The sequence below is a fragment of the Sporomusa sp. 246TCP1 genome, assembly GCF_057319775.1.
In genome coordinates, this window is sequence record NZ_CM170492.1 from 298,578 (window position 1) to 320,000 (window position 21,423).

The following is a 21,423-nucleotide window of genomic DNA, read 5'->3' on the forward strand; positions in this document are numbered from 1 at the left end:
GGCATACTATCCTTGCAGGAAATACTTGCATAAAAGAGAATTTATTAGAAGCATTACGCAGCCAGAGAAGGTGGTGTTTCAATGAATGAGCTTACAAAACTCGGGGAATTTGGTCTGATTGATTTAATAAAACAAGATACGATTAGTGACCATGGCAGCGTGGTACTTGGGATTGGCGATGATGCTGCCGTATTACTGCCGACACCCCGGCAATTGCTGCTGGTGACTACTGATATGCTAGTTGAATCTGTACACTTCAATTTAGCTACCACAACTCCCTGGCAGCTTGGCTATAAAGCAATTGCTGTTAATTTAAGTGATATTGCCGCTATGGGAGGTGTACCCCGCCATGCTGTAGTATCGGTGGCCTTGCCTCCGTCAACATCGGCAGATTTTGTTGTAAATCTATATCAGGGCATGAAAGAGATTTGCCATGAATTTGGTGTTAATATTGTCGGTGGCGATACTGTATCCAGCCCCCAGGGGCTTGTGATCAATGTTACAGTAACTGGCGAGGTTGCGCCAGTCAATTTAGTGAGACGTTCAGGGGCTCAGATTGGCGATATTGTAGCAGTTACTGGTTGGCTGGGAAATTCAGCGGCAGGGCTGGACTTATTGTCAGTTGGTGAGTGGGAGGATTTTGATTTTGCCTGGCCACTCGTTACTGCCCATTTATCTCCTCAGCCACAGGTTAAAACCGGAGCTATTTTGGCTGCGGCCGGAGCCACTAGTATGGATGACGTTAGCGATGGGCTAGCCAGCGAGGCGCATGAAATTGCCAAAGCCAGTGGGGTGGGTGTAAAGCTGTATGCTGCACAAATTCCGCTTGCACCTGAGTTAAAAGCAGCTGCTGCAAAACTAGATAAGCAGGCACTGGATTACGCACTATATGGTGGTGAAGATTTTCAACTCTTGTTTACCATGGAGCCCCCAAAATATGAGGAACTGTTGATTACCCAGCCAGAGTTGCAGCTAGTCAAAATTGGTGAGATTGTTGACAGTAGTCAGGGTGTGACCTTAGTTGATGAAGCAGGCGGGGTGCAGGACCTTGAAGCCAGAGGTTATAACCACTTCCGCGAGGAGGAGCCCTCCGCTATACTAGCAGGCAAAACTACGTCGGCAGATGAAACTTATGAGTTTGGACAGGCGTTGGCCAAGTATCTCAAGCCGGGTGATGTTATCTGTTTGTCCGGCGATCTTGGCGCCGGTAAGACTTTGCTAAGTCAGGGGATTGCGGCAGGACTGCAGGTCGCTGATGTTGTAAGCAGTCCTACTTTTACTGTTCTTAATGTTTACGATGGTCAGACCGCTGACAGACAAGACGTTACTATCTATCATTTTGACTTATACCGTCTCGAACATCCGGCAGAGCTTGATGATATTGGTTTTGACCATTATGTAGAGGCCGGTGGAATTGCTATTATTGAATGGCCCGGGAAATTTCTTGAGTTTTTGCCAAAAGAGCGCTTATGGCTGACCTTAGACTATGGTGAGTTGCCAGAGGCGCGGGTTATTAATCTCAAGGCCGAGGGGGAGCGGTATCAAACGCTGTGTGAGGAGTTGAAACAGGTTGCCGATTCTAGCTATTGATACAGCCACCCTTGTGTCTAGTGTGGCCATTGCCACACCGGACACGTTGGTGGCTGAACTTACAATTCAGACCCGAAAAACCCATTCAGAGAGGCTCATGCCTCATATTTCCAGTTTGTTGAGTATGGCTGAAATAACACAGACTAGCTTGAAGGCAGTTGCTGTAAGCATTGGGCCAGGTTCATTTACTGGTCTTAGAATTGGCTTAGCGACAGCAAAAGCGCTGACGTATGCGCTGAATATCCCGCTTATCGGTGTGCCTACCCTGGCAGCGCTGGCATTTTCCTGCCCGGTTCCGGGAGTGATTTTGGCGCCGATGCTTGATGCCCAAAAGGGCAATGTATATTTAGGACTTTATGAATGGCGTGAGGATGCAGTTTATGAAGTACAGCCACCCCGGGTGATGGCTTTTGCGGCGGCTCAGGCTGAGCTTGGTAAACTGGAGAAGCCGGCTTTAATGCTGGGGGAGGCGGCTGTCATGCATAAAGCAGATATTGTTCACCCTGTACCGCCCCATGTTATTATGCCTCGAGCCGGCAGCGTAGCCGTTATGGCGCAAGTTATGTATGTTCAGGGTATCAGGCATGATGTAGCTGCCTTGGAGCCGCTATATATCAGACGTTCAGAGGCAGAAGTATTATGGGAACGGCGGCAAGCTCAGGAGCATTGCTAGTGGTTGAAATAAGTATCAGACGGATGCAGGAGTCAGATCTTGATGCTGTATTAGTTGTAGAAAATAGGGCATTTACTACTCCCTGGTCGCGCTCCGCCTTTGAAGAAGAAATAACTAATGATTTGGCGTATTACCTGGTAGTTGTGGAGGATGGTAAACTGGTAGGTTATGGCGGCTTTTGGCTAGTGCTGGATGAAGCACATGTCACTAATATTGCTCTCTTGCCTGAACACCAGGGAGCAGGCTACGGTTCGCTGCTTTTAGAACACATGATTCTTACCGCTAAAATGTTAGGGGCAGTCAGTATGACGCTCGAAGTCCGTCCATCCAATGTACCAGCCCGCAAACTCTATTCGCGCCGCGGCTTTGTTGAACGCGGTCTTCGGCCCAATTATTATGCCGAATTAGGTGAAGATGCGTTGATCATGTGGCTGGACAAACTATAAAATGGCACTCTCCCGAAACTTGCTAGAAATGTCCAGATGCGAGGCGCGATGAGGACGTGACCGGAGTCGTACTGGGAAGTACGTCGAAGGGAACGCCCGCAAGAGCAACACCGTCGCCTATGAGACTACTTTACGGCAATTGGCTGGCAGTAGGATTGTTGTAACAGCATCGCGCAGATGGGCGTTTATGGCAAGGAAAAAACGGGGGCCGCGTGATGTATTCGCAGCCCCCAAAGGGTGATTGTGTAATGTAACATATGCACCGGTACATCCAAAGGTGATAAGATAAAGCGACAGGGCGGCCAGAGCCGCCCTGTGTGATAAAATCTATCGGAGAGTAGATTCATACTGCTCAATCATTTTACGAACCATGTGACCACCTACGCGGCCGCAGTCGGCAGAAGTCATCGTTGACCAACCTTGGCTACGAACGCGCTCGGAAATCCCTAATTCATTAGCCACTTCCATTTTCATCTGGTCGAGAGCATTTTCAGCTCCTGGGTTTACAGGTTTATTCGAGCGTGCCATTTTACATGCACCTCCTTTCGCGGACTGTATGTTGCTGTCCTTGGCTTTAATGTGGCTCGCTTTTGCGATTTAAATACATCATTTTGATCATGTAATAATTAGCAGACATATGATGGAGGTCTGTCCTTATGAAGCAAAGTCTAACATTGGCTATAGAAACAAGCTGTGATGAAACATCGGCTGCTGTTGTTGCGAACGGGCGCACAATTTTAGCTAATATTATTTCGTCGCAGGTGCCAACACATCAAAAATTTGGTGGTGTTGTACCCGAAATAGCCTCGCGCAAACATATTGAACATGTTATACCGGTTATTGATCAGGCTTTGGCAGAAGCTGGGATTACCCTTGGGGCCGTCGACGCCATTGGCGTTACCTATGGCCCGGGATTAGTCGGTGCGCTCTTAGTGGGTGTAGCAACAGCTAAGGCTTTAGCTTTTGCTCTTGATAAACCACTGATTGGCGTCAATCATTTAGAGGGACACATTTTTGCTAATTTTTTGGCACATAATGAACTCAGACCGCCTTTTGTGGCCCTGGTAGTGTCAGGTGGTCATACTTCACTCATTCACATCAAGGATTATAATGAACTGGAACTTTTAGGTCAAACCCGCGATGACGCGGCAGGGGAAGCTTTTGATAAAATTGCCCGGGTTATGAATTTTCCCTATCCTGGAGGTCCGCATATTGATAATGCCGCTAAAGAAGGCCAGCCTGCCGCTATTGCTTTTCCCCGGGCGTTTTCCGATCTAACAGGAGAAAATAAATTTGCCTTCAGCTTTAGCGGGTTAAAATCAGCAGTATTAAATTATTTACATACTGCTGCCCAGCGTGGAGAAACAGTTAGTATTCCTGATGTAGCCGCTAGCTTTCAGGCCGCTGTTGTAGACGTATTAGTCATGAAGGCCATAGCCGCAGCCCGGCACGTAGGTGCCAGGCAGTTAGTCCTAGCTGGTGGGGTGGCCGCCAATTCATATCTGAAAGCTGAATTAACCGCAGCGACCACTCAGCAGGGAATTGGATTTTTTTATCCACCGCCGGTGCTTTGCACAGATAATGCAGCAATGATTGCCTGCCGTGCCTATTATCAGTATTTGGTGGGGGATTTTGCTGATCTTAATCTTAATGCTGTGCCTACACTTACATTGGGTCACAGCCAATGTGGAAAACAATAAAACGACAATTGTGGATATTGTGGGTAACTTTGTGCAAAGTGGGCAATTACAGTTGGATATCGACAGTTTAACTGTGCATAAGTCTGTGGATAATGTGGATAACTTTGGGATAACACGGCTGTTTGTTGTGGATTAAGATCTTGACGCGTTCTTTAGTCAACTTGGTACCAGCTAACAAGGAATTTTTGACGGTACAGTTGAATACATAAAGACTAACGGCTTAGAGTTCAATTTTGAACGGGGGAAAGTTTATGGGCGTAGTTGTCGATGTTTGCCAAAAAATAACTGTTTTAAGCGCAGAGCAAATACAAGTGATTGCGAATGCGGCAAGTGTACTGGGATTAGCAGCTGATCTTGCTCATGCACAGGTTACGCTGTATGCTCAGGCGCGCAGTGAAAATTTTTTGGCTATTGTTGCCCAGGCTAAACCCAATACCAGTTATATTGCCTTTAAAACCAACATTCTTGGTAGTACGGTACAAGCAGGAGAAGAGCCGTTAATATGGCGAACGCTTGCCTCTGGTACTCCTATTGCCGGGCAGCGTGAGTGGGCACTTGGTATGGATGCACTCGAAATGCGGGTCTATCCCATACAAGATGGGACAGGGAAATTTATTGCGGCCGCAAGTTTTGAGACCAGTAACCAGGAGGCTGGCGCTGATGGACATGGTCTGCTGGTAGAAACAGCATCTATGCTTTTAACAATGGCAACAGTTGGTAAACCGCTGGGGCATAAGCTGTATCGACCGTTGGGTACTCGTGACGGCATTATTATCATTGACGAACGCGGTTATATTATGTTTGCCAATTCAGCAGCTGATGCCATTTACAAAGTTCTCGGTATCAACCGGGTTATTGGACGGCGGGTATCTGATCGCCAGGTCAATATGCGGCTGGCCCAACAGGCGCTATCTACAGGGCAGTTAATGGAAAAAGAATTTGAATCCGGTAATATGATTTTGGTACAGCGCGCTATTCCAATTTTTGCTCACAGTCAGGTGTCACGTACCGTATTTATTATTGCCGATGTTACTGAAATTCGAAAAAAGGAAAAAGAATTACTGATAAAGTCAGCTGTAATTCAAGAGATACACCACCGGGTTAAAAATAATCTACAAACAATTGCTAGTTTGCTTAGATTGCAGTCCAGACGAACCAAGACGCCAGAAGTTAAGGCGGCACTAAGAGAAAGCGTTAACCGGATTTTGAGTATATCGGTCGTGCATGAGTTTTTATCTCAACAGGACAGAGGCTTTATTGATGTGGCTGAAGTTACCAAAAATATTTTGGATCTGGTAATTCAGAATATGCTGGAACCTAATTTTAATATTGAAACCGTGCTTAATGGGGAAACTGTTATTTTACCGTCTGAACAGGCCAGTAGTCTGGCCTTAGTCATAAATGAACTCATTCAAAACGCGATTGAACACGGCTTCGTGGGGCGTAAAGAGGGACTTATTGGCGTAGATATTGCGACAACACCGGAGAATTATCAGATTGATATTTATGATGACGGTATTGGCCTACCTGCGGATTTTTGCCTTGAAAATACCAACAGTCTGGGTCTACAGATTGTCCGGACACTGATCGAAAATGATCTTGGGGGAAAATTCCGCCTTTTTTCCCGTTCCGGAACGCATGCCTTTATCACCATTCCCCGCCTAATGGAAGGCGCTAAAGAGGCCAAGGAGGTATAACATGGACACTTTGCGGATAGTAATTGCAGATAATGAATCAATCATACGGATGGACCTTAAAGAGATACTGGAAGAAGCCGGGCATACTGTAGTGGGTGAGGCAACTGACGGTGTGAAAGCGGTAGAACTGGCCCGCAAATGCCACCCTGACCTTGTTATTATGGATATCAAAATGCCTGAAATGGACGGCATCACTGCCGCTAAAATTATCTCCAATGAAAAACTGGCGCCTGTACTGCTTTTAACTGCTTTTAGTCAGAAGGAAATTGTAGAAAAGGCCAAAGACTCGGGGGTACTCGCCTATCTGGTCAAGCCGGTAAAAGAGGCTAACCTGTTTCCCGCAATGGAAATTGCTTTGTCGCGGTTTAAGGAATTTGCAGAATTAGAGCGGGAACTGGAGGAAGTTAAAAACTCACTGGAAACCAGAAAAATACTTGACAGGGCTAAGGGTATTTTGATGGATGCCTACAGTTTATCTGAAACTGAGGCCTACCGCCGTATTCAGCAGTACAGCATGAGTAAACGAAAATCAATCAGGGACGTAGCGGCAGCCATTGTGGAGTCTGCTACCCGTAAAAGATAAATAGACCGTTTTTGATGCCAGGGCAGAGACTATATTGTCTCTGCTTTTATTATTTCTAGAAATTTTTTAAATTTTTATCTACTTTTTGCGCAAATCCCCTTGATTTTTCACGGATAATTTTATATTATAAATTATGGGATTAGCACTCGACTTAAGCGAGTGCTAACAACAACCAAATAAATTTATATAACACACTATAAAGGGAGGTTCTTTACATGATTAAGCCATTAGGCGACAGAGTAGTAATTGAAGCTTTGGCAAAGGAAGAGATGACTAAGAGTGGTATTGTTCTTCCTGATACCGTCAAGGAGAAACCGCAAGAAGGTAAAATTGTAGCTGTTGGGACAGGTAAAACTCTGGAAAATGGCCAAAAGGTTGCCTTGGATGTTAAGGTTGGCGACAACATTATTTTCTCAAAATATGCCGGCACAGAAGTCAAGGTTGAAGGCAAAGAGTACCTCATCATCAGCGAAAGAGACATCCTGGCTATAATTTAATAATCAGCTAATTTATTATAAAGTGAAAGGTAGGTAATACATAAATGGCTAAACAAATTTTGTTTGACGAGGAAGCACGCCGGGCACTCGAAAGAGGCGTAAACGCACTGGCTAACGCTGTTAAAGTTACTTTAGGACCTAAAGGCCGTAACGTAGTGCTTGATAAAAAATTTGGCGCTCCGGCGATCACTAATGACGGCGTAACTATCGCCCGTGATATTGATTTGGAAGATCCGTTTGAAAATATGGGAGCACAGCTTGTAAAAGAAGTTGCTACCAAAACTAATGATATTGCTGGTGACGGTACTACTACCGCTACATTGCTGGCACAAGCTATGATTCGTGAAGGCATGAAAAATGTTGCTGCTGGTGCTAATCCCATGATTCTTAAAAAAGGTATTCAACAGGCAGTAAATGTGCTTGTTGACGAAATTAAGAAAAGCTCTAAAAAAGTAGAAACCAAAGATGCTATCGCTCAAGTTGCTTCTATTTCAGCCGGTGATGTAGAAATTGGCACTCTGATTGCAGAAGCTATGGAAAAAGTGGGTAAAGACGGTGTTATCACTGTTGAGGAATCCAAAACCATGGGTACCGACCTTGATGTTGTGGAAGGTATGCAATTTGACCGTGGTTATATCTCCCCGTACATGGTTACTGACCCTGATAAAATGGAAGCCATTTTAAATGATCCGTATATTCTTATTACTGACCGCAAGATTGGAGCCATTGCCGATCTGCTGCCAGTACTTGAAAAGGTTGTTCAGCAAGGTAAGGAACTCCTAATTATTGCTGAAGACGTGGAAGGCGAAGCTTTGGCCACCTTGGTTGTGAACAAACTCCGCGGCACCTTCCGTGCTGTAGCTGTAAAATCTCCTGGTTTTGGCGACCGCAGAAAAGCTATGCTGGAAGATATCGCTATCATTACCGGCGGCGCTGTTATTACTGAGGAATTGGGACGCAAGCTTGATAGCGTAACTCTTGAAGATCTTGGTCGTGCTCGTCAAGTCCGTGTGTCTAAAGAAGAAACCACGATCGTTGATGGCAGTGGACAAACTGAAGAAATCAAAAAACGCGTTAACCAAATTCGCGCTCACATTGAAGAAACTACTTCCGATTTTGACAAAGAAAAATTGCAAGAGCGTTTGGCTAAACTGGCTGGCGGCGTAGCTGTTATTCAAGTCGGTGCTGCTACTGAAGTGGAACTCAAAGAAAAGAAACTGCGTATTGAAGATGCTCTGAATGCAACTCGCGCTGCTGTTGAAGAAGGCATTGTATCTGGTGGTGGTACTACTTTCATCGACATTCAGACAAGCTTAGACAGCCTGAAACTTACTGGCGACGAAAAAACTGGTGTTGAAATTGTTAGACGCGCCATTGAAGAGCCGGTACGTCAAATTGCCAACAATGCTGGCTTAGAAGGTTCAGTTGTTGTTGAGAATGTTAAAAAAGCCGGTAAAGGTCAGGGCTTTGACGCTCTGAATGAAAAATATATTGATATGATTGCTGCTGGTATTGTTGACCCAGCTAAAGTTACTCGCTCTGCATTGCAAAATGCTGCTAGTATCGCAGCTATGGTTCTTACCACAGAAACTCTTGTTGCTGACAAGCCGGAAAAAGACGCCGGTGCAGGTGCTGGTGCCATGGGCGGCATGGGCGGCATGGGTGGTATGGGCGGCATGGGCGGCATGATGTAGGAATACCTGCAGACCCCTGATTTTACTGGGTCTAGCAAGTGCCGAACTGCAATTAGTACCATTTTAGTACCGAAAACAGTTGAAAAATTAGAGGTTGTCCATGAGTGCAGTAAACTTGTGGGCGGCCTCTTTTTTCATGTCTTTGTTATCTGCAGGTATACTTGCACTCGCTTTGTTGGGTGTCGCTATTAGTGTGTCCTAATCGTTTCATTATTTCACGAAACTAGTTAAAACTGCTGCATGAAAATGAATTTCTAGTCATAGAATGTACAAGCATTCAAACTAGGAGGGGATTTAGATGTTTAAACAGTTAGTACTGGCAGGATTAATAGTCGCGGCTGCAGCGAGTTACGGGAATGCGGAACTGAAGGGGCATTTAGTGTCTGAAATGTATACCGTGAAATCAGGTGACACCTTAACTGATATCTCATACCAATTTATGAAGAAATCAGCAGTAAAGCGGGACATTCGGGAATTTCGGGAAGGTATTATCGAGTTAAATTATGACCGGGTTTTTAAAGACCGCTATCCGCATGGACTCATTATTGCCGGCGACCGTTTGCAAATTAATTATTGGCAGGCGGACCCGCAATGAAACTAGAACAAAATAGGTTTGTGCCTCATATTATGTAATAGTATATAGCAAAGGAGGCATACAAAATGGGACATAGATTTTGTGGCGGTGGAGGATTTGGTGATAACTGGATTATAATAATCATTATAATTATCTTACTGTTATGGTGTTTTAATGATGATTGCAGTCCTTGTAGTCCAACGTGTTGATTACAACAAAATTAATCTAAGCAGGCAGAATCAGAATAGTTGGCCGCCTGCCGGGTTCATCCAGGTAGGCGGGATTTGTACTACAGGTCAATAAAAAAGCCGGCTATGCCGACTAAAAATGTTGAGTAGAAACTTTAGGCGCCTCAATAGTGTACTGTCTTTTCTTTCTAGGTGAAGCTTGAATTCCATCTTGACCTGAAGTGTTGTATCTAGTGTAACCAATTGATCGGGATAATTTGCTGCCGCTAAATGAGCTTTTCAAAAGAATCACCTCCCCAATTAGTATTTCCAAGGTGAGATGAAATACGGCAGTTAAAATTTGAAAATTAGAGTTGGAGATGGTGGAAGAGCATAATCATGCTGCCTGACGCATAGATACTATTGTACTGCGGAGGGAGGGAGAACTATGATTATTAGCTTGCACCGCCTGTTTCATCACCGTAATATTTTCTATAGCATCATTGGCTTATTTGCTATTTCAGCTATGTATGTGCAGGTCGCTGATGTAATTTCCGGCGGCCCAATAGCAATTGCCGGGACTCGTACTGACCAAAAGGTAGTAGCACTTACTTTTGATCATTCCTGGGGCAATAAATTTACACCATCAATTTTAGATACATTGCAACAAAATGATATTCATTCCACTTTCTTTATCATGGGGCCATGGTCCCAGAAATATCCCGAGGTAGCTAAGCGTATAGCTCAAGATGGCCATGAGATTGCCAGTCATGGTTATCGGCACGAAAACTATGGCGATAGGTCGCCAGAATGGGTAAAGGAAGATATTACAAAAGCCCATGAACAAATAAAAGAAGTTACTGGCGTAGAGCCCCGCCTTTTGCGTCCACCTAATGGCCACTATAGTCAAAAGTCGTTAAAAGCAACTGATGAGCTTGGGTATAAAACAATCATCTGGAATGTAGATTCGCTGGACTGGAAAAATCCTGGCAGGGATGTCATTGTTGAACGAGTTATGAAACGTCTTAAACCTGGGGCAATTATTTTGATGCATGCTTCCGATACCCCGGTGCAGACAGCAGATGCTTTGCCCATTCTAATTGAGAAAATCAAGGCCGAGGGCTACAGCTTTGTTACAGTGGGAGAACTATTAGAAAAGTGTAGCGAAAAAGGGGTACAGCGGCATTAAAACAGTGAGATTGCCAGCTTGTATTTGCAATGACTTGATAGATAATCGTCATGCAGAACAAGGTGAAGCAATCTTGTTTTTTTGTACTTAATTACCTTGCTTGGCAGGAATTTGGCGATATTTGGCGAAATTCATGAGATTGCATAAAGTTCCAGACTTATGTCGATAACTAAATTTACCGAACTATCGAGGTGGAGGTCTCTATACATGATGACAGAAAAACAAGAAATGATTTTGGTTATGGATTTTGGCGGCCAATATAGCCAATTAATTGCCAGACGAATCCGCGAGTGCGGGGTTTATTGCGAAATTGTGCCATTTAACACCAGTATTGATAAAATTAACCAACTTGCTCCCAAGGGTATTGTTTTTTCCGGCGGTCCATCCAGTGTTTACGGCGAGGGTGCACCTAAATGTGATCCACAGATATTTGCTATTAATTTGCCGCTTTTGGGGATCTGTTATGGAATGCAGCTGGCCGCCCACACCCTGGGTGGTAAAGTCGCCCATGCCGATTCGCGTGAATATGGCAACACCAAACTGTTAGTTGATAAAAACGAAGGCTTTTTTACAGAAATTAATGCTGAAACTCAAGTATGGATGAGCCATGGCGATTATATTACTGAGCCGCCGGCAGGTTTTACTATTACCGCACATACCAATAGTACCCCGGTAGCGGCGATGGAAAATCAAGAACGGCATATTTACGGTGTACAGTTTCATCCTGAGGTTGTACATACTCCTGAAGGAATGAAGATGCTTAAGAATTTTTTATTTACCATCTGTGGCTGTAACGGTAATTGGAATATGGGTTCTTTTGTTGATCAGGCCATTGCCAGGATTCGGGCACAGGTCGGGAATAAGCGTGTACTGTGCGCATTAAGTGGTGGTGTCGATTCCTCAGTTGCTGCTGTGTTGGTGCATCGTGCTGTGGGGGAACAGTTAACCTGTGTATTTGTTAATCATGGTTTCCTGCGTAAAGGCGAGGCTGAACAAGTTGTGAAAACCTTCCGTGATGGCTTTAAAATGAACTTGGTGTATGTAGATGCCGTCGACCGCTTCATGAAGCGACTGACAGGTGTGACTGAGCCTGAGCAAAAACGGAAAATTATTGGCGAAGAGTTTATTCGTGTATTTGAAGCGGAGTCGGCTAAACTAGGTGAGCTCGATTATCTGGTACAGGGGACATTGTATCCTGATGTGATTGAGAGTGGAACCGCCACGGCTGCTGTTATCAAGAGTCATCATAATGTAGGTGGTTTGCCGGAAGATATGAAATTTGAGCTGATCGAACCACTCAGAGATTTATTTAAAGATGAGGTCCGGGCACTAGGCCTTGAACTTGGCCTGGCGGAAGATATTGTATATCGTCAGCCATTCCCCGGTCCGGGTTTAGCTATTAGAATCATTGGCGAAATCACTGAGGAACGTTTGGAAATCCTGCGTGAAGCTGATTCTATTGTATATCAGGAGATTAAAGCGGCCGGTTTGTACCGCAAGATCTGGCAGTCATTCGCCGTGTTACCTGCTATGAAGAGCGTCGGGGTCATGGGTGATGAGCGGACGTACGCATATACTATTGGTCTCAGAATCGTAGAAAGTGAAGATGGCATGACAGCGGACTGGGTACGTCTTCCTTACGAGGTACTTGACGGCATATCGCGACGAATTGTTAATGAGGTTAAAGGTGTAAATCGGATTGTTTATGATATTACCTCAAAGCCACCATCTACAATTGAATGGGAATAAGAAAGAAACCCGCAAGCCTTGATTTATCAAGGTTCTGCGGGTGTACTTTTTCGGTAAGCGTATGGTTAACGGCTATTTTCTGTTTTTTGGACAGTTACATTTTAATTTGATATAATGTTTATGCAAAGGACGAGTATTAGCCCTAAGCCATGTTTTGCCAAATTGTGAGGTGTGTATAACGAAGCTAGAGACCTTCTTGGTATAAACCGGATGGTCTTTTTTACTATGGAAAAACAGCGGCAAAACGAATAACCAGCCAAAATGGTTAACCCAGGAACAGGGAGAAAGCTAAGAGGAGAAAACGTATTTATGGTGTTTATAAATTCATTAGAAAGCATTTTAAGCATAATCATAATGATATTTCTTGGTTATATTTTGACCCAAAGGGGAGTTTTTAATGAAAATACGGGTAAAGCATTTACTACGATGGTTCTTAAAATATCCTTGCCAGCTTATATGGTTTGGAATCTCACAAATACTTTTGACCAGGAAAAATTGTTGCATTTAGTTGGTGGAATAACTATTCCTTTTATATCAATGTTAGCTTGCTATAGCGTTGGTTGGCTAATCAGTAAGCTTATCGGCATTGAAGCTAAACACCAGGGTGTGTTTAATTGTATGTTTTTTGTTTCTAATACCATCTTTATTGGTTTACCAATAAATTTAGCCCTATTTGGTGATAAAAGTATACCTTATGTTTTATTGTATTATATAGCCAATACAACATTATTCTGGACACTTGGAATTTACCTTATTAGCTGCGACGGCAGCGACAGTACCCCCAGATTATTTAGTTATCAGAATCTAAAACATATATTTTCGCCGCCGCTCTTGGGTTTTATTGTAGGTATATTGTTGGTAATAGCTGATAGTAAACTACCACCGTTTATCTCAGATGTTTGTAAATACTTAGGGAATTGTACGACTCCATTATCGATGCTGTTTATCGGTATATCGATTTATAGTGTTAAGCCTGATGAAATTCACGTAAGTAAAGATGTGGTTGCTCTGGTTTTGGGGAGATTTATCATCGCTCCGTTTATAGTATTTCTACTTACTTTACTAATACCGGTGCCCTCATTGATGAAAGAAGTATTTATTGTCCAATCAGCAATGCCGATAATTGCTAGTGCATCTATAATTGCTAAAGCATATAATGCAGATTATAAGTATGCGGCGCTAATGACAACGGTTACTACAGTAATTGCAATGGTGATGATTCCAATATATATGGTAATATTTACTTATTTAGCGATATAGTGCAGGTGATAGGCAGACAGTTAATGTATAAATGCATTAACTGCCAGGGTTTTATGAATATTGAGGTGGCCGATAGTGAAGCAAACATATACGCTGCAAGAAAAAATTCGACAGTTAGTGATTATTTTATTACCGATATTTATTTCACAACTAACCTTATGTTCTTTAAGTTTTTTTGATACCGTGATGTCGGGTCATGCCGGTCAGAATGACTTGGCTGGGGTGGCGATTGGGGCGAATCTTTGGATGCCGGTATTTACAGGCGTTAATGGCATACTGATGGCGCTTACGCCAATAATTGCCCAGCTTAACGGTGCAGGACGCCATAAGGAGATGCCGTTTATTGTGCTGCAGGGAGGTTATTTAGCTGTGGCACTTGCTGGTATTGTCATTATAGCCGGTATGTTTTTAATTCGCCCGGTGCTTTCTTCTATGAATCTTGAACCGGCTGTGTTTGATATTGCTTACCGTTTTTTAGCGGCTATTGCCTTTGGTGTGGTGCCGTTTTTTCTCAGTATGGTGCTGCGCGGTTTTATTGATACACTTGGCTATACCCGCATAACGATGCTAATTGTGCTGGGGACACTGCCGATTAATGTGGTACTTAATTATTTGCTAGTCTTTGGCAATTGCGGTTTTCCCCGTTTAGGAGGTGTAGGAACAGGCTATGCGTCAGCGATTACCTACTGGATTATGCTGTTTGTCAGTGGCTTAACTATTTTACGAATGCGGCGGTTTACCTGCTATGGTATATTAAAAAAAGTGTATCCTGTTTCGATAGCAGCCTGGAAGGAACAGTTACACATCGGCATACCGATTGGCTTTGCTATTTTCTGTGAAACAAGCGTTTTTGGTGCAGTGGCAATATTAATGGCGCGATTTGGTACTGTTACAATTGCCGCGCACCAAGCTGCTATCAATTTTGCGAGTTTAGTATATATGCTGCCGCTAAGTATCAGTATGGCAATGACAATTGTTGTTGGTTTTGAAATAGGGGCAAAAAGATTTCGGGATGCCCGTCATTATACGTATTTAGGTATGGGTTTGGCGATAATTGCTGCTATCTTTTTTGCAGTGGGATTAGTATTGTTTAATAAGGAAGTAGCAGGCTTATATACGAATGATTATGGTGTGCTAACATTAACACAGCATTTCTTATTGTATGCAGCCTTTTTTCAGTTGTCCGACGCTGTGGCAGCACCTATCCAGGGCGTGCTGAGAGGCTACAAAGATGTAAAAGTAACCTTTATTGTGGCGTTACTATCCTATTGGGCTATTGGTTTGCCGGTTGGTTATCTACTGTCCTATCACAAGGCTTTTGGTCCGTTTGGCTACTGGATTGGCTTTATTGCCGGGCTGGCTGTTGGTGCGTCGGCATTATTGCTGCGCCTGATTAGAGTTCAAAGAAAAAGCCAGGCATGAGCTTTGTTACCAGTAAGCAGGAATCTACTTTCTTTTGCCGAAGATGTTAGGAAATGGGAATGGAGGAGTTGGTAATTGTGGTTCTTGCCGACATATTTGCAATTAAAGGTTTACCAATATGGGTTCCGCGTAGATTATCGATAATAGTAAAAGATACCGGAGAAAGCGATGTTGAGTTTTTTATCCAAGAAATCAACATAGACCAAGAGATATTGGAAAATAACAATTGTTCAGTATTCTTCTTAACAGCAAAAGAACTTATTAAGGCTAGTTTTGGTTTGAGTAATATATGTATTGAGCGGCGTAAAAGATCAGATATAGTAACAATTCAAAAGCAACTTAAAGTTCCTATAAAAGACAAATTTACTGATCCGGATATAGAGTATTATTCGGTCCATCTGGATTTTAGTAAAGGCGCAGATGAAACTATTTTCGAGCCTAAATTTAACACTGAGCTAAATTTAAAAAATTATAAACGTTTAGTTAGCAAAATCTAAACAAGGCTCTATTTGTTGCCAAGAAGCGCAGGATGTATCGGCGGAGATTAAAAGGAAACTTGGATGGGAATAATCCAGAATACGAAAACTATGGAATACTAAACCTGTCCATAGTTTTTTTGCTAATGTGGAAGGAAAAATGCAATTTGTGTTGAATAGACTTTATTTAGAGTATGCTATTAAGTTCTTAAATCGTATTTAGTATACTATATTTAATGGTGCGGGCTGATTTGCAAGTAGCAGGATGAGTAATCAACGGCAATGGGGGGGTAATGGCTATACGTTCAGCCAATAATATGCCAACAGTCTATATCATGTCCGATTCCATTGGTGAAACCGCGGAACTTGTGGTAAGAGCGGCAGCCAGTCAATTTGCTGGTGCCAAGATAAACTTTAAGCGCAAACCTCATATTAATTCAGAGGAAGAAATAATGTGTGCTTTAGAGGCGGCCGTGCAGATTGGTGCTGTTGTGGTCTATACTTTGGTACGCCAGGATTTAAAAGAGTGTTTGGAGATTAAAGCAGCAGAGCTTGGTATAATCAGCGTTGATATCATGTACCCGGTCATTGCGGCACTAGAAAGTATTACTGGTTTGTCACCACGTAATGAATCAGGTCTAATTAGGAAGGTGGATAAGGAGTATTTTTCCAAAGTAGAGGCTGTTGAGTTTGCCGTAAAGTATGATGATGGCAAAGTCCCCAGCGGGCTGGCAAAGGCTGATCTAGTGATAGTTGGAGTATCACGTACCTCCAAGACGCCGTTATGCATGTATTTAGCCCATAAAGGGGTTAAAGCTGCCAATGTGCCGCTTGTTGCCGAAGCACCGCCACCAGATGAACTTTTTAATTTACCAGGAAATAAAATTATTGGGTTAACAATTAAACCAATAATTTTACAGGAAATACGCAAGCAGCGATTAAGGACAATGGGCTTATCCGTAGACACTGACTATGCAAGTATGGAGAAAATATCGACAGAGTACGAGTATGCTTGGTCGATTATGCGGAAGCTTGGATGCACTGTTATTGATGTAACTAACAAATCTGTAGAAGAGACAGCAGCATATGTGCTGGACATTTATCGTAAAGGAGTAGTGACAAGTGAGTAAATTTGTTTACCTATTTAAAGAAGGCAGAGCCGATATGAAAGCTCTATTAGGCGGTAAAGGGGCTAATTTAGCGGAAATGACCAATATTGGTTTGCCTGTACCTCCGGGAATGACAATTACTACAGAAGCTTGTACCGAATATTACCGGTTGGGTCGAAAATTACCAGAAGGCCTAATGGATGAGGTTAAACGCAATTTGTCAGTAGTTGAACAGCAAGCAGAGAAGAAGTTTGGTGACCTAAAAAATCCTTTATTGGTATCTGTTCGGTCTGGAGCGATGTTTTCCATGCCAGGGATGATGGATACTATTTTAAATTTGGGTCTTAACGAAGACACGGTCCAATCTGTAGCAAAAAATACAGGCAATCTTAGGTTTGCCTATGACGCTTACCGTCGTTTCATTCAAATGTTTAGTGATGTTGTATTGGAAATTCCAAAATATGAGTTTGAAGATATCCTGCACAGACAAAAGGATGTGCAAGGTGTGAAATATGACCAGGAACTTACTCCGGAATCATTACGCAAAATTATTGACAGTTACAAAGAATTGGTGCAAGCGAAAACCAGTAGTGCTTTCCCGGAAAATCCGCTGGATCAACTGGCTATGGCTATTGAGGCTGTATTCCGTTCCTGGAATAATGACAGAGCCATAGTATACCGGAATCTTAATAAGATTGACCACGACCTGGGGACAGCGGTAAATATTCAGTCTATGGTGTTCGGCAACATGGGTAATGACTCGGGTACTGGTGTAGCTTTTACCCGTAATCCTTCGACTGGTGAAAACTTATTATATGGTGAGTTCCTGACCAATGCCCAAGGGGAGGATGTAGTTGCCGGTATCCGTACACCGCGCCCGATAGCGCAGCTTAATGATGAGATGCCTGCATTATATACTGAGTTTTCACGGATTGCCCAATTGTTAGAAAGCCATTACAAAAACATGCAGGACATTGAATTTACGATTGAACGCGGGCGGTTATACATACTTCAAACGCGTAACGGTAAACGAACAGCGCAAGCCAGTGTACGTGTTGCTTTTGAAATGGCACAGGAAGGATTAATTACCAAGCAGCAAGCATTACTACTGGTTGAACCCGGTCAGCTTGACCAGTTATTGCATCGGCAGATTGACGGTAATGCTACGTTGAATGTTGTGGCAAAAGGCTTACCCGCATCACCTGGAGCGGCTTCGGGACAGGTTGTCTTTGATGCTGACGAGGCTGAGCGAATGGGCAAAACTGGTAAAAAAGTACTGCTTGTACGTACCGAAACAACACCTGATGATATCCACGGTATTATTATGGCCCAAGGTATTTTGACCAGTAGAGGCGGTATGACCAGCCATGCTGCAGTAGTAGCCCGGGGGATGGGTAAACCATGCGTATGTGGTTGCGAAGCCATTCATATTGATTATTTAAAACAAGAGTTCAATATTGGTGCAACAGTAATTAAAAAGGGCGACATAGTCTCTATTGACGGATCTACTGGCCGGGTAATTTTAGGCGAGGTGCCCATGAAGGACCCGGAGATATCTAAGGAATATAATTCTTTATTGGGTTGGGCAGACGAATGTAAACGACTTGGGATTAGAGCCAATGCTGATACCCCGGAAGATGCTAAAAAAGCCCGGGAGTTTGGGGCTATTGGGATTGGTCTTGTTAGAACTGAACATATGTTTATGCAACAAGACCGGCTGCCATATGTGCAACAAATGATCTTAGCTGAATCTCTAGAAGAGCGTCAAAAAGCATTGTCCCATCTTCTACCGATGCAAGAAGGAGACTTTTATGGAATACTACAAGCTATGGAAGGATTTCCCGTTACGATTCGTCTGTTAGACCCGCCGCTGCACGAGTTCCTCCCCAGTTTAGAGGAATTACTGGTGGAAACAACTGAACTTAAAATAACCGAAAAAAATCCTAAACTGCTTGAAGAAAAATTACTGTTGTTAAAGAAAGTACGGGCTTTACATGAATTCAACCCGATGCTTGGTCATCGTGGTTGCCGTCTGGGTATAACTTTTCCGGAAATTTATGAAATGCAAATGCAAGCTATCTTTAATGCGGCGGCCAGACTTACTAAAGAAGGCTATAAAGTATTGCCAGAAGTTGAAATCCCGTTAACCATTGATGTAAACGAAATGAAGTTCTTTAGAGAAAAAATTGAAGTGATTGCGGGAGCAACTATGAAAGCAGCCAATGTTACCTTCCATTACTCTATTGGTACGATGATTGAAATGCCTCGTGCTGCCCTTTTGGCTGAGGAATTGGCTGAGTTCTGTGACTTCTTTAGTTTTGGTACTAATGATTTGACTCAGACTACGCTAGGATTTAGCAGAGACGATGCGGAAGGGAAATTCTTGCCGCATTACCTTGAACGTAAAATTTTAAAAGAAAACCCCTTTGTCGCAATTGATCAAAAAGGTGTTGGCAAACTTATGCGCATGGCCGTCGAAGGTGGACGCAAGATTCGGTCAGGGCTGGAGATTGGTATTTGTGGCGAGCATGGTGGTGAACCTAGTTCAGTTAGATTCTGTCATGAAATAGGCTTAAACTTTGTTAGTTGCTCACCATATCGCGTACCATTAGCTAGATTGGCAGCAGCTCAAGCGGCTATTAGTGATGGTGAAAATATCGGAACAAGATAAGCTTAAATGAAATAATCAATATGCCCCCGGGTATTGCTGAAAAAATTCCGGGGGCGTATTATTTTCCAACAATTTATATACAATATGTGTGTTGACATTTAAATGATGAATATGATAATATAAATAAGTCGCCGCTTGATGCGACAAAATATCCCAAAATGGTTCAATAGCTATCCGAAAATATTATGTTGACACGATGTAATAAACGTGATAACATATAGAAACGTCGCAGCGCTTAAGATCAGCGCGAAAGCGAACAACAAAAAGTGTTCCTTGAAAACTGAACAATGTAAGTAATGCATCAAAAAGCCAGATGTGCGGTTGTATGTCGCTTGCGACATCAAAACCAAAAACAATTTCTTTTTAATTGATTTATAGAGCCAACAAATGGCTTCAATAATATTTTATTGGAGAGTTTGATCCTGGCTCAGGACGAACGCTGGCGGCGTGCCTAACACATGCAAGTCGAACGGGGAGTTATTTATAACTCCTAGTGGCGAACGGGTGAGTAACGCGTAGACAACCTGCCTCTAAATTGGGGACAACACCGCGAAAGTGGTGCTAATACCGAATGTGGTATCTTAGTCGCATGACTGAGATAAGAAAGGTGGCCTCTGAATATGCTACCGCTTAGAGATGGGTCTGCGTCTGATTAGCTAGTTGGTGAGGTAACGGCTCACCAAGGCTTCGATCAGTAGCCGGTCTGAGAGGATGAACGGCCACACTGGGACTGAGACACGGCCCAGACTCCTACGGGAGGCAGCAGTGGGGAATCTTCCGCAATGGACGAAAGTCTGACGGAGCAACGCCGCGTGAGTGAAGAAGGTCTTCGGATTGTAAAGCTCTGTCGTTTGGGACGAACGTGTTCTATGTGAATAATGTAGAGCAATGACGGTACCAAAGGAGGAAGCCACGGCTAACTACGTGCCAGCAGCCGCGGTAATACGTAGGTGGCAAGCGTTGTCCGGAATTATTGGGCGTAAAGGGCGTGTAGGTGGATTTTTAAGTCGTGTGTCTAAGTGCGGGGCTCAACCCCGTATAGGCGCAGGAAACTGGAGATCTTGAGTGCAGGAGAGGAAAGTGGAATTCCCAGTGTAGCGGTGAAATGCGTAGATATTGGGAGGAACACCAGTGGCGAAGGCGACTTTCTGGACTGTGTCTGACACTGAGGCGCGAAAGCCAGGGGAGCGAACGGGATTAGATACCCCGGTAGTCCTGGCCGTAAACGATGGGTACTAGGTGTAGAGGGTATCGACCCCTTCTGTGCCGCAAGCTAACGCAATAAGTACCCCGCCTGGGGAGTACGGCCGCAAGGTTGAAACTCAAAGGAATTGACGGGGGCCCGCACAAGCGGTGGAGTATGTGGTTTAATTCGACGCAACGCGAAGAACCTTACCAGGACTTGACATTGAGTGAAAAGCTAAGAGATTAGCTCCTATCCTTCGGGATACACGAAAACAGGTGGTGCATGGCTGTCGTCAGCTCGTGTCGTGAGATGTTGGGTTAAGTCCCGCAACGAGCGCAACCCTTATCCTTTGTTGCCAGCACGTAATGGTGGGAACTCAAGGGAGACTGCCGCAGACAATGCGGAGGAAGGCGGGGATGACGTCAAGTCATCATGCCCCTTATGTCCTGGGCTACACACGTACTACAATGGGCTTAAACAAAGCGAAGCAAGCCCGCGAGGGTAAGCCAAACGCATAAACAAGCTCTCAGTTCGGATCGGAGGCTGCAACTCGCCTCCGTGAAGTCGGAATCGCTAGTAATCGCAGGTCAGCATACTGCGGTGAATACGTTCCCGGGCCTTGTACACACCGCCCGTCACACCACGAAAGTTGACAACACCCGAAGCCGGTGGGGTAACCAGCAATGGAACTAGCCGTCTAAGGTGGGGCCGATGATTGGGGTGAAGTCGTAACAAGGTAG

At 43.9% G+C, this 21,423-nt stretch carries 17 protein-coding genes and 1 rRNA gene (1 of these 18 cut by a window edge); 17 read left to right on the plus strand and 1 reads right to left on the minus strand.

The genetic code is table 11. The features are described 5' to 3' along the window. Positions 1-81: 81 nt before the first annotated feature. Genes thiL through rimI form a run of 3 tightly spaced genes read left to right on the plus strand, consistent with a single transcriptional unit; the run spans position 82 to position 2,709 of the window. A complete protein-coding gene (gene thiL / locus AC1ECB_RS01425) occupies positions 82-1,590 on the plus strand; it encodes a thiamine-phosphate kinase (RefSeq protein ID WP_485667144.1) in 1,509 nt (502 codons plus the stop codon). Continuing rightward, positions 1,571-2,263, plus strand: coding sequence for a tRNA (adenosine(37)-N6)-threonylcarbamoyltransferase complex dimerization subunit type 1 TsaB (gene tsaB, locus AC1ECB_RS01430; RefSeq protein WP_485667145.1), 693 nt, complete (start codon positions 1,571-1,573; stop codon positions 2,261-2,263). The genes thiL and tsaB overlap by 20 nt, the downstream gene beginning before the upstream one ends. Further along, a complete protein-coding gene (rimI, locus tag AC1ECB_RS01435) occupies positions 2,263-2,709 on the plus strand; it encodes a ribosomal protein S18-alanine N-acetyltransferase (RefSeq protein WP_485667146.1) in 447 nt (148 codons plus the stop codon). The genes tsaB and rimI overlap by 1 nt, the downstream gene beginning before the upstream one ends. A gap of 327 nt (positions 2,710-3,036) precedes the next feature. On the opposite strand, the gene AC1ECB_RS01440 is transcribed toward rimI, so the two are convergent. Then, a complete protein-coding gene (locus AC1ECB_RS01440; RefSeq protein WP_021166802.1) occupies positions 3,037-3,237 on the minus strand; it encodes an alpha/beta-type small acid-soluble spore protein in 201 nt (66 codons plus the stop codon). Positions 3,238-3,365: 128 nt separating this feature from the next. Between AC1ECB_RS01440 and tsaD the strand changes: the two genes are divergently transcribed. The 14 genes from tsaD to AC1ECB_RS01510 all read left to right on the plus strand — a co-directional run. Further along, positions 3,366-4,409: a tRNA (adenosine(37)-N6)-threonylcarbamoyltransferase complex transferase subunit TsaD gene (tsaD, locus tag AC1ECB_RS01445; RefSeq protein ID WP_485667147.1), complete on the plus strand. Its 1,044-nt coding sequence runs from the start codon at positions 3,366-3,368 to the stop codon at positions 4,407-4,409. A gap of 251 nt (positions 4,410-4,660) precedes the next feature. Continuing rightward, the gene (locus AC1ECB_RS01450) at positions 4,661-6,106 is read left to right on the plus strand and encodes a sensor histidine kinase (RefSeq protein ID WP_485667148.1); all 1,446 of its coding nucleotides are present in this window, start codon (positions 4,661-4,663) and stop codon (positions 6,104-6,106) included. 1 nt (position 6,107) lies between these two features. Next, complete coding sequence (locus AC1ECB_RS01455) at positions 6,108-6,689, plus strand: ANTAR domain-containing response regulator (RefSeq protein WP_145097371.1); 582 nt, start codon at positions 6,108-6,110, stop codon at positions 6,687-6,689. Positions 6,690-6,904: 215 nt separating this feature from the next. Next, on the plus strand, positions 6,905-7,186 hold the full coding sequence (gene groES / locus AC1ECB_RS01460) for a co-chaperone GroES (protein WP_145097374.1): 282 nt from the start codon (positions 6,905-6,907) through the stop codon (positions 7,184-7,186). A gap of 44 nt (positions 7,187-7,230) precedes the next feature. After that, positions 7,231-8,880, plus strand: coding sequence for a chaperonin GroEL (gene groL / locus AC1ECB_RS01465; RefSeq protein WP_485667149.1), 1,650 nt, complete (start codon positions 7,231-7,233; stop codon positions 8,878-8,880). A 298-nt stretch (positions 8,881-9,178) separates the two neighbouring features. Continuing rightward, entirely contained in the window at positions 9,179-9,475 is a 297-nt protein-coding gene (locus tag AC1ECB_RS01470; protein ID WP_485667150.1) for a LysM peptidoglycan-binding domain-containing protein, read from the plus strand. Between the two features lie 594 nt (positions 9,476-10,069). Beyond that, entirely contained in the window at positions 10,070-10,810 is a 741-nt protein-coding gene (gene pdaB / locus AC1ECB_RS01475) for a polysaccharide deacetylase family sporulation protein PdaB (RefSeq protein ID WP_021166811.1), read from the plus strand. Between the two features lie 207 nt (positions 10,811-11,017). Next, entirely contained in the window at positions 11,018-12,559 is a 1,542-nt protein-coding gene (guaA, locus tag AC1ECB_RS01480) for a glutamine-hydrolyzing GMP synthase (protein WP_485667151.1), read from the plus strand. 309 nt (positions 12,560-12,868) lie between these two features. Then, entirely contained in the window at positions 12,869-13,819 is a 951-nt protein-coding gene (locus AC1ECB_RS01485; RefSeq protein ID WP_485667152.1) for an AEC family transporter, read from the plus strand. 75 nt (positions 13,820-13,894) lie between these two features. Beyond that, complete coding sequence (locus AC1ECB_RS01490; RefSeq protein WP_485667153.1) at positions 13,895-15,241, plus strand: MATE family efflux transporter; 1,347 nt, start codon at positions 13,895-13,897, stop codon at positions 15,239-15,241. 53 nt (positions 15,242-15,294) lie between these two features. Then, positions 15,295-15,738 (plus strand): hypothetical protein, encoded by a 444-nt coding sequence (locus AC1ECB_RS01495; RefSeq protein ID WP_485667154.1) that lies wholly within the window; start codon positions 15,295-15,297, stop codon positions 15,736-15,738. A gap of 272 nt (positions 15,739-16,010) precedes the next feature. Beyond that, positions 16,011-16,847, plus strand: a complete 837-nt coding sequence (locus tag AC1ECB_RS01500; protein ID WP_485667155.1) for a pyruvate, water dikinase regulatory protein — start codon at positions 16,011-16,013, stop codon at positions 16,845-16,847. Then, positions 16,840-19,497 (plus strand): pyruvate, phosphate dikinase, encoded by a 2,658-nt coding sequence (gene ppdK / locus AC1ECB_RS01505; protein ID WP_485667156.1) that lies wholly within the window; start codon positions 16,840-16,842, stop codon positions 19,495-19,497. Before AC1ECB_RS01500 ends, ppdK begins: the two co-directional genes overlap by 8 nt. A gap of 404 nt (positions 19,498-19,901) precedes the next feature. Continuing rightward, positions 19,902-21,423 (plus strand): 16S ribosomal RNA (locus AC1ECB_RS01510) (it continues 34 nt past the right edge of the window).

Coding starts and splice junctions, on each gene's coding strand:
- AC1ECB_RS01450 (WP_485667148.1), top strand. CDS start 4,661: ATGGGCGTAGTTGTCGATGTTTGCCAAAAAATAACTGTTTTAAGCGCA.
- AC1ECB_RS01485 (WP_485667152.1), top strand. CDS start 12,869: ATGGTGTTTATAAATTCATTAGAAAGCATTTTAAGCATAATCATAATG.
- AC1ECB_RS01455 (WP_145097371.1), top strand. CDS start 6,108: ATGGACACTTTGCGGATAGTAATTGCAGATAATGAATCAATCATACGG.
- thiL (WP_485667144.1), top strand. CDS start 82: ATGAATGAGCTTACAAAACTCGGGGAATTTGGTCTGATTGATTTAATA.
- groL (WP_485667149.1), top strand. CDS start 7,231: ATGGCTAAACAAATTTTGTTTGACGAGGAAGCACGCCGGGCACTCGAA.
- pdaB (WP_021166811.1), top strand. CDS start 10,070: ATGATTATTAGCTTGCACCGCCTGTTTCATCACCGTAATATTTTCTAT.
- AC1ECB_RS01500 (WP_485667155.1), top strand. CDS start 16,011: ATGGCTATACGTTCAGCCAATAATATGCCAACAGTCTATATCATGTCC.
- AC1ECB_RS01495 (WP_485667154.1), top strand. CDS start 15,295: ATGGGAATGGAGGAGTTGGTAATTGTGGTTCTTGCCGACATATTTGCA.
- AC1ECB_RS01470 (WP_485667150.1), top strand. CDS start 9,179: ATGTTTAAACAGTTAGTACTGGCAGGATTAATAGTCGCGGCTGCAGCG.
- groES (WP_145097374.1), top strand. CDS start 6,905: ATGATTAAGCCATTAGGCGACAGAGTAGTAATTGAAGCTTTGGCAAAG.
- AC1ECB_RS01440 (WP_021166802.1), bottom strand. CDS start 3,237: ATGGCACGCTCGAATAAACCTGTAAACCCAGGAGCTGAAAATGCTCTC.
- tsaD (WP_485667147.1), top strand. CDS start 3,366: ATGAAGCAAAGTCTAACATTGGCTATAGAAACAAGCTGTGATGAAACA.
- guaA (WP_485667151.1), top strand. CDS start 11,018: ATGATGACAGAAAAACAAGAAATGATTTTGGTTATGGATTTTGGCGGC.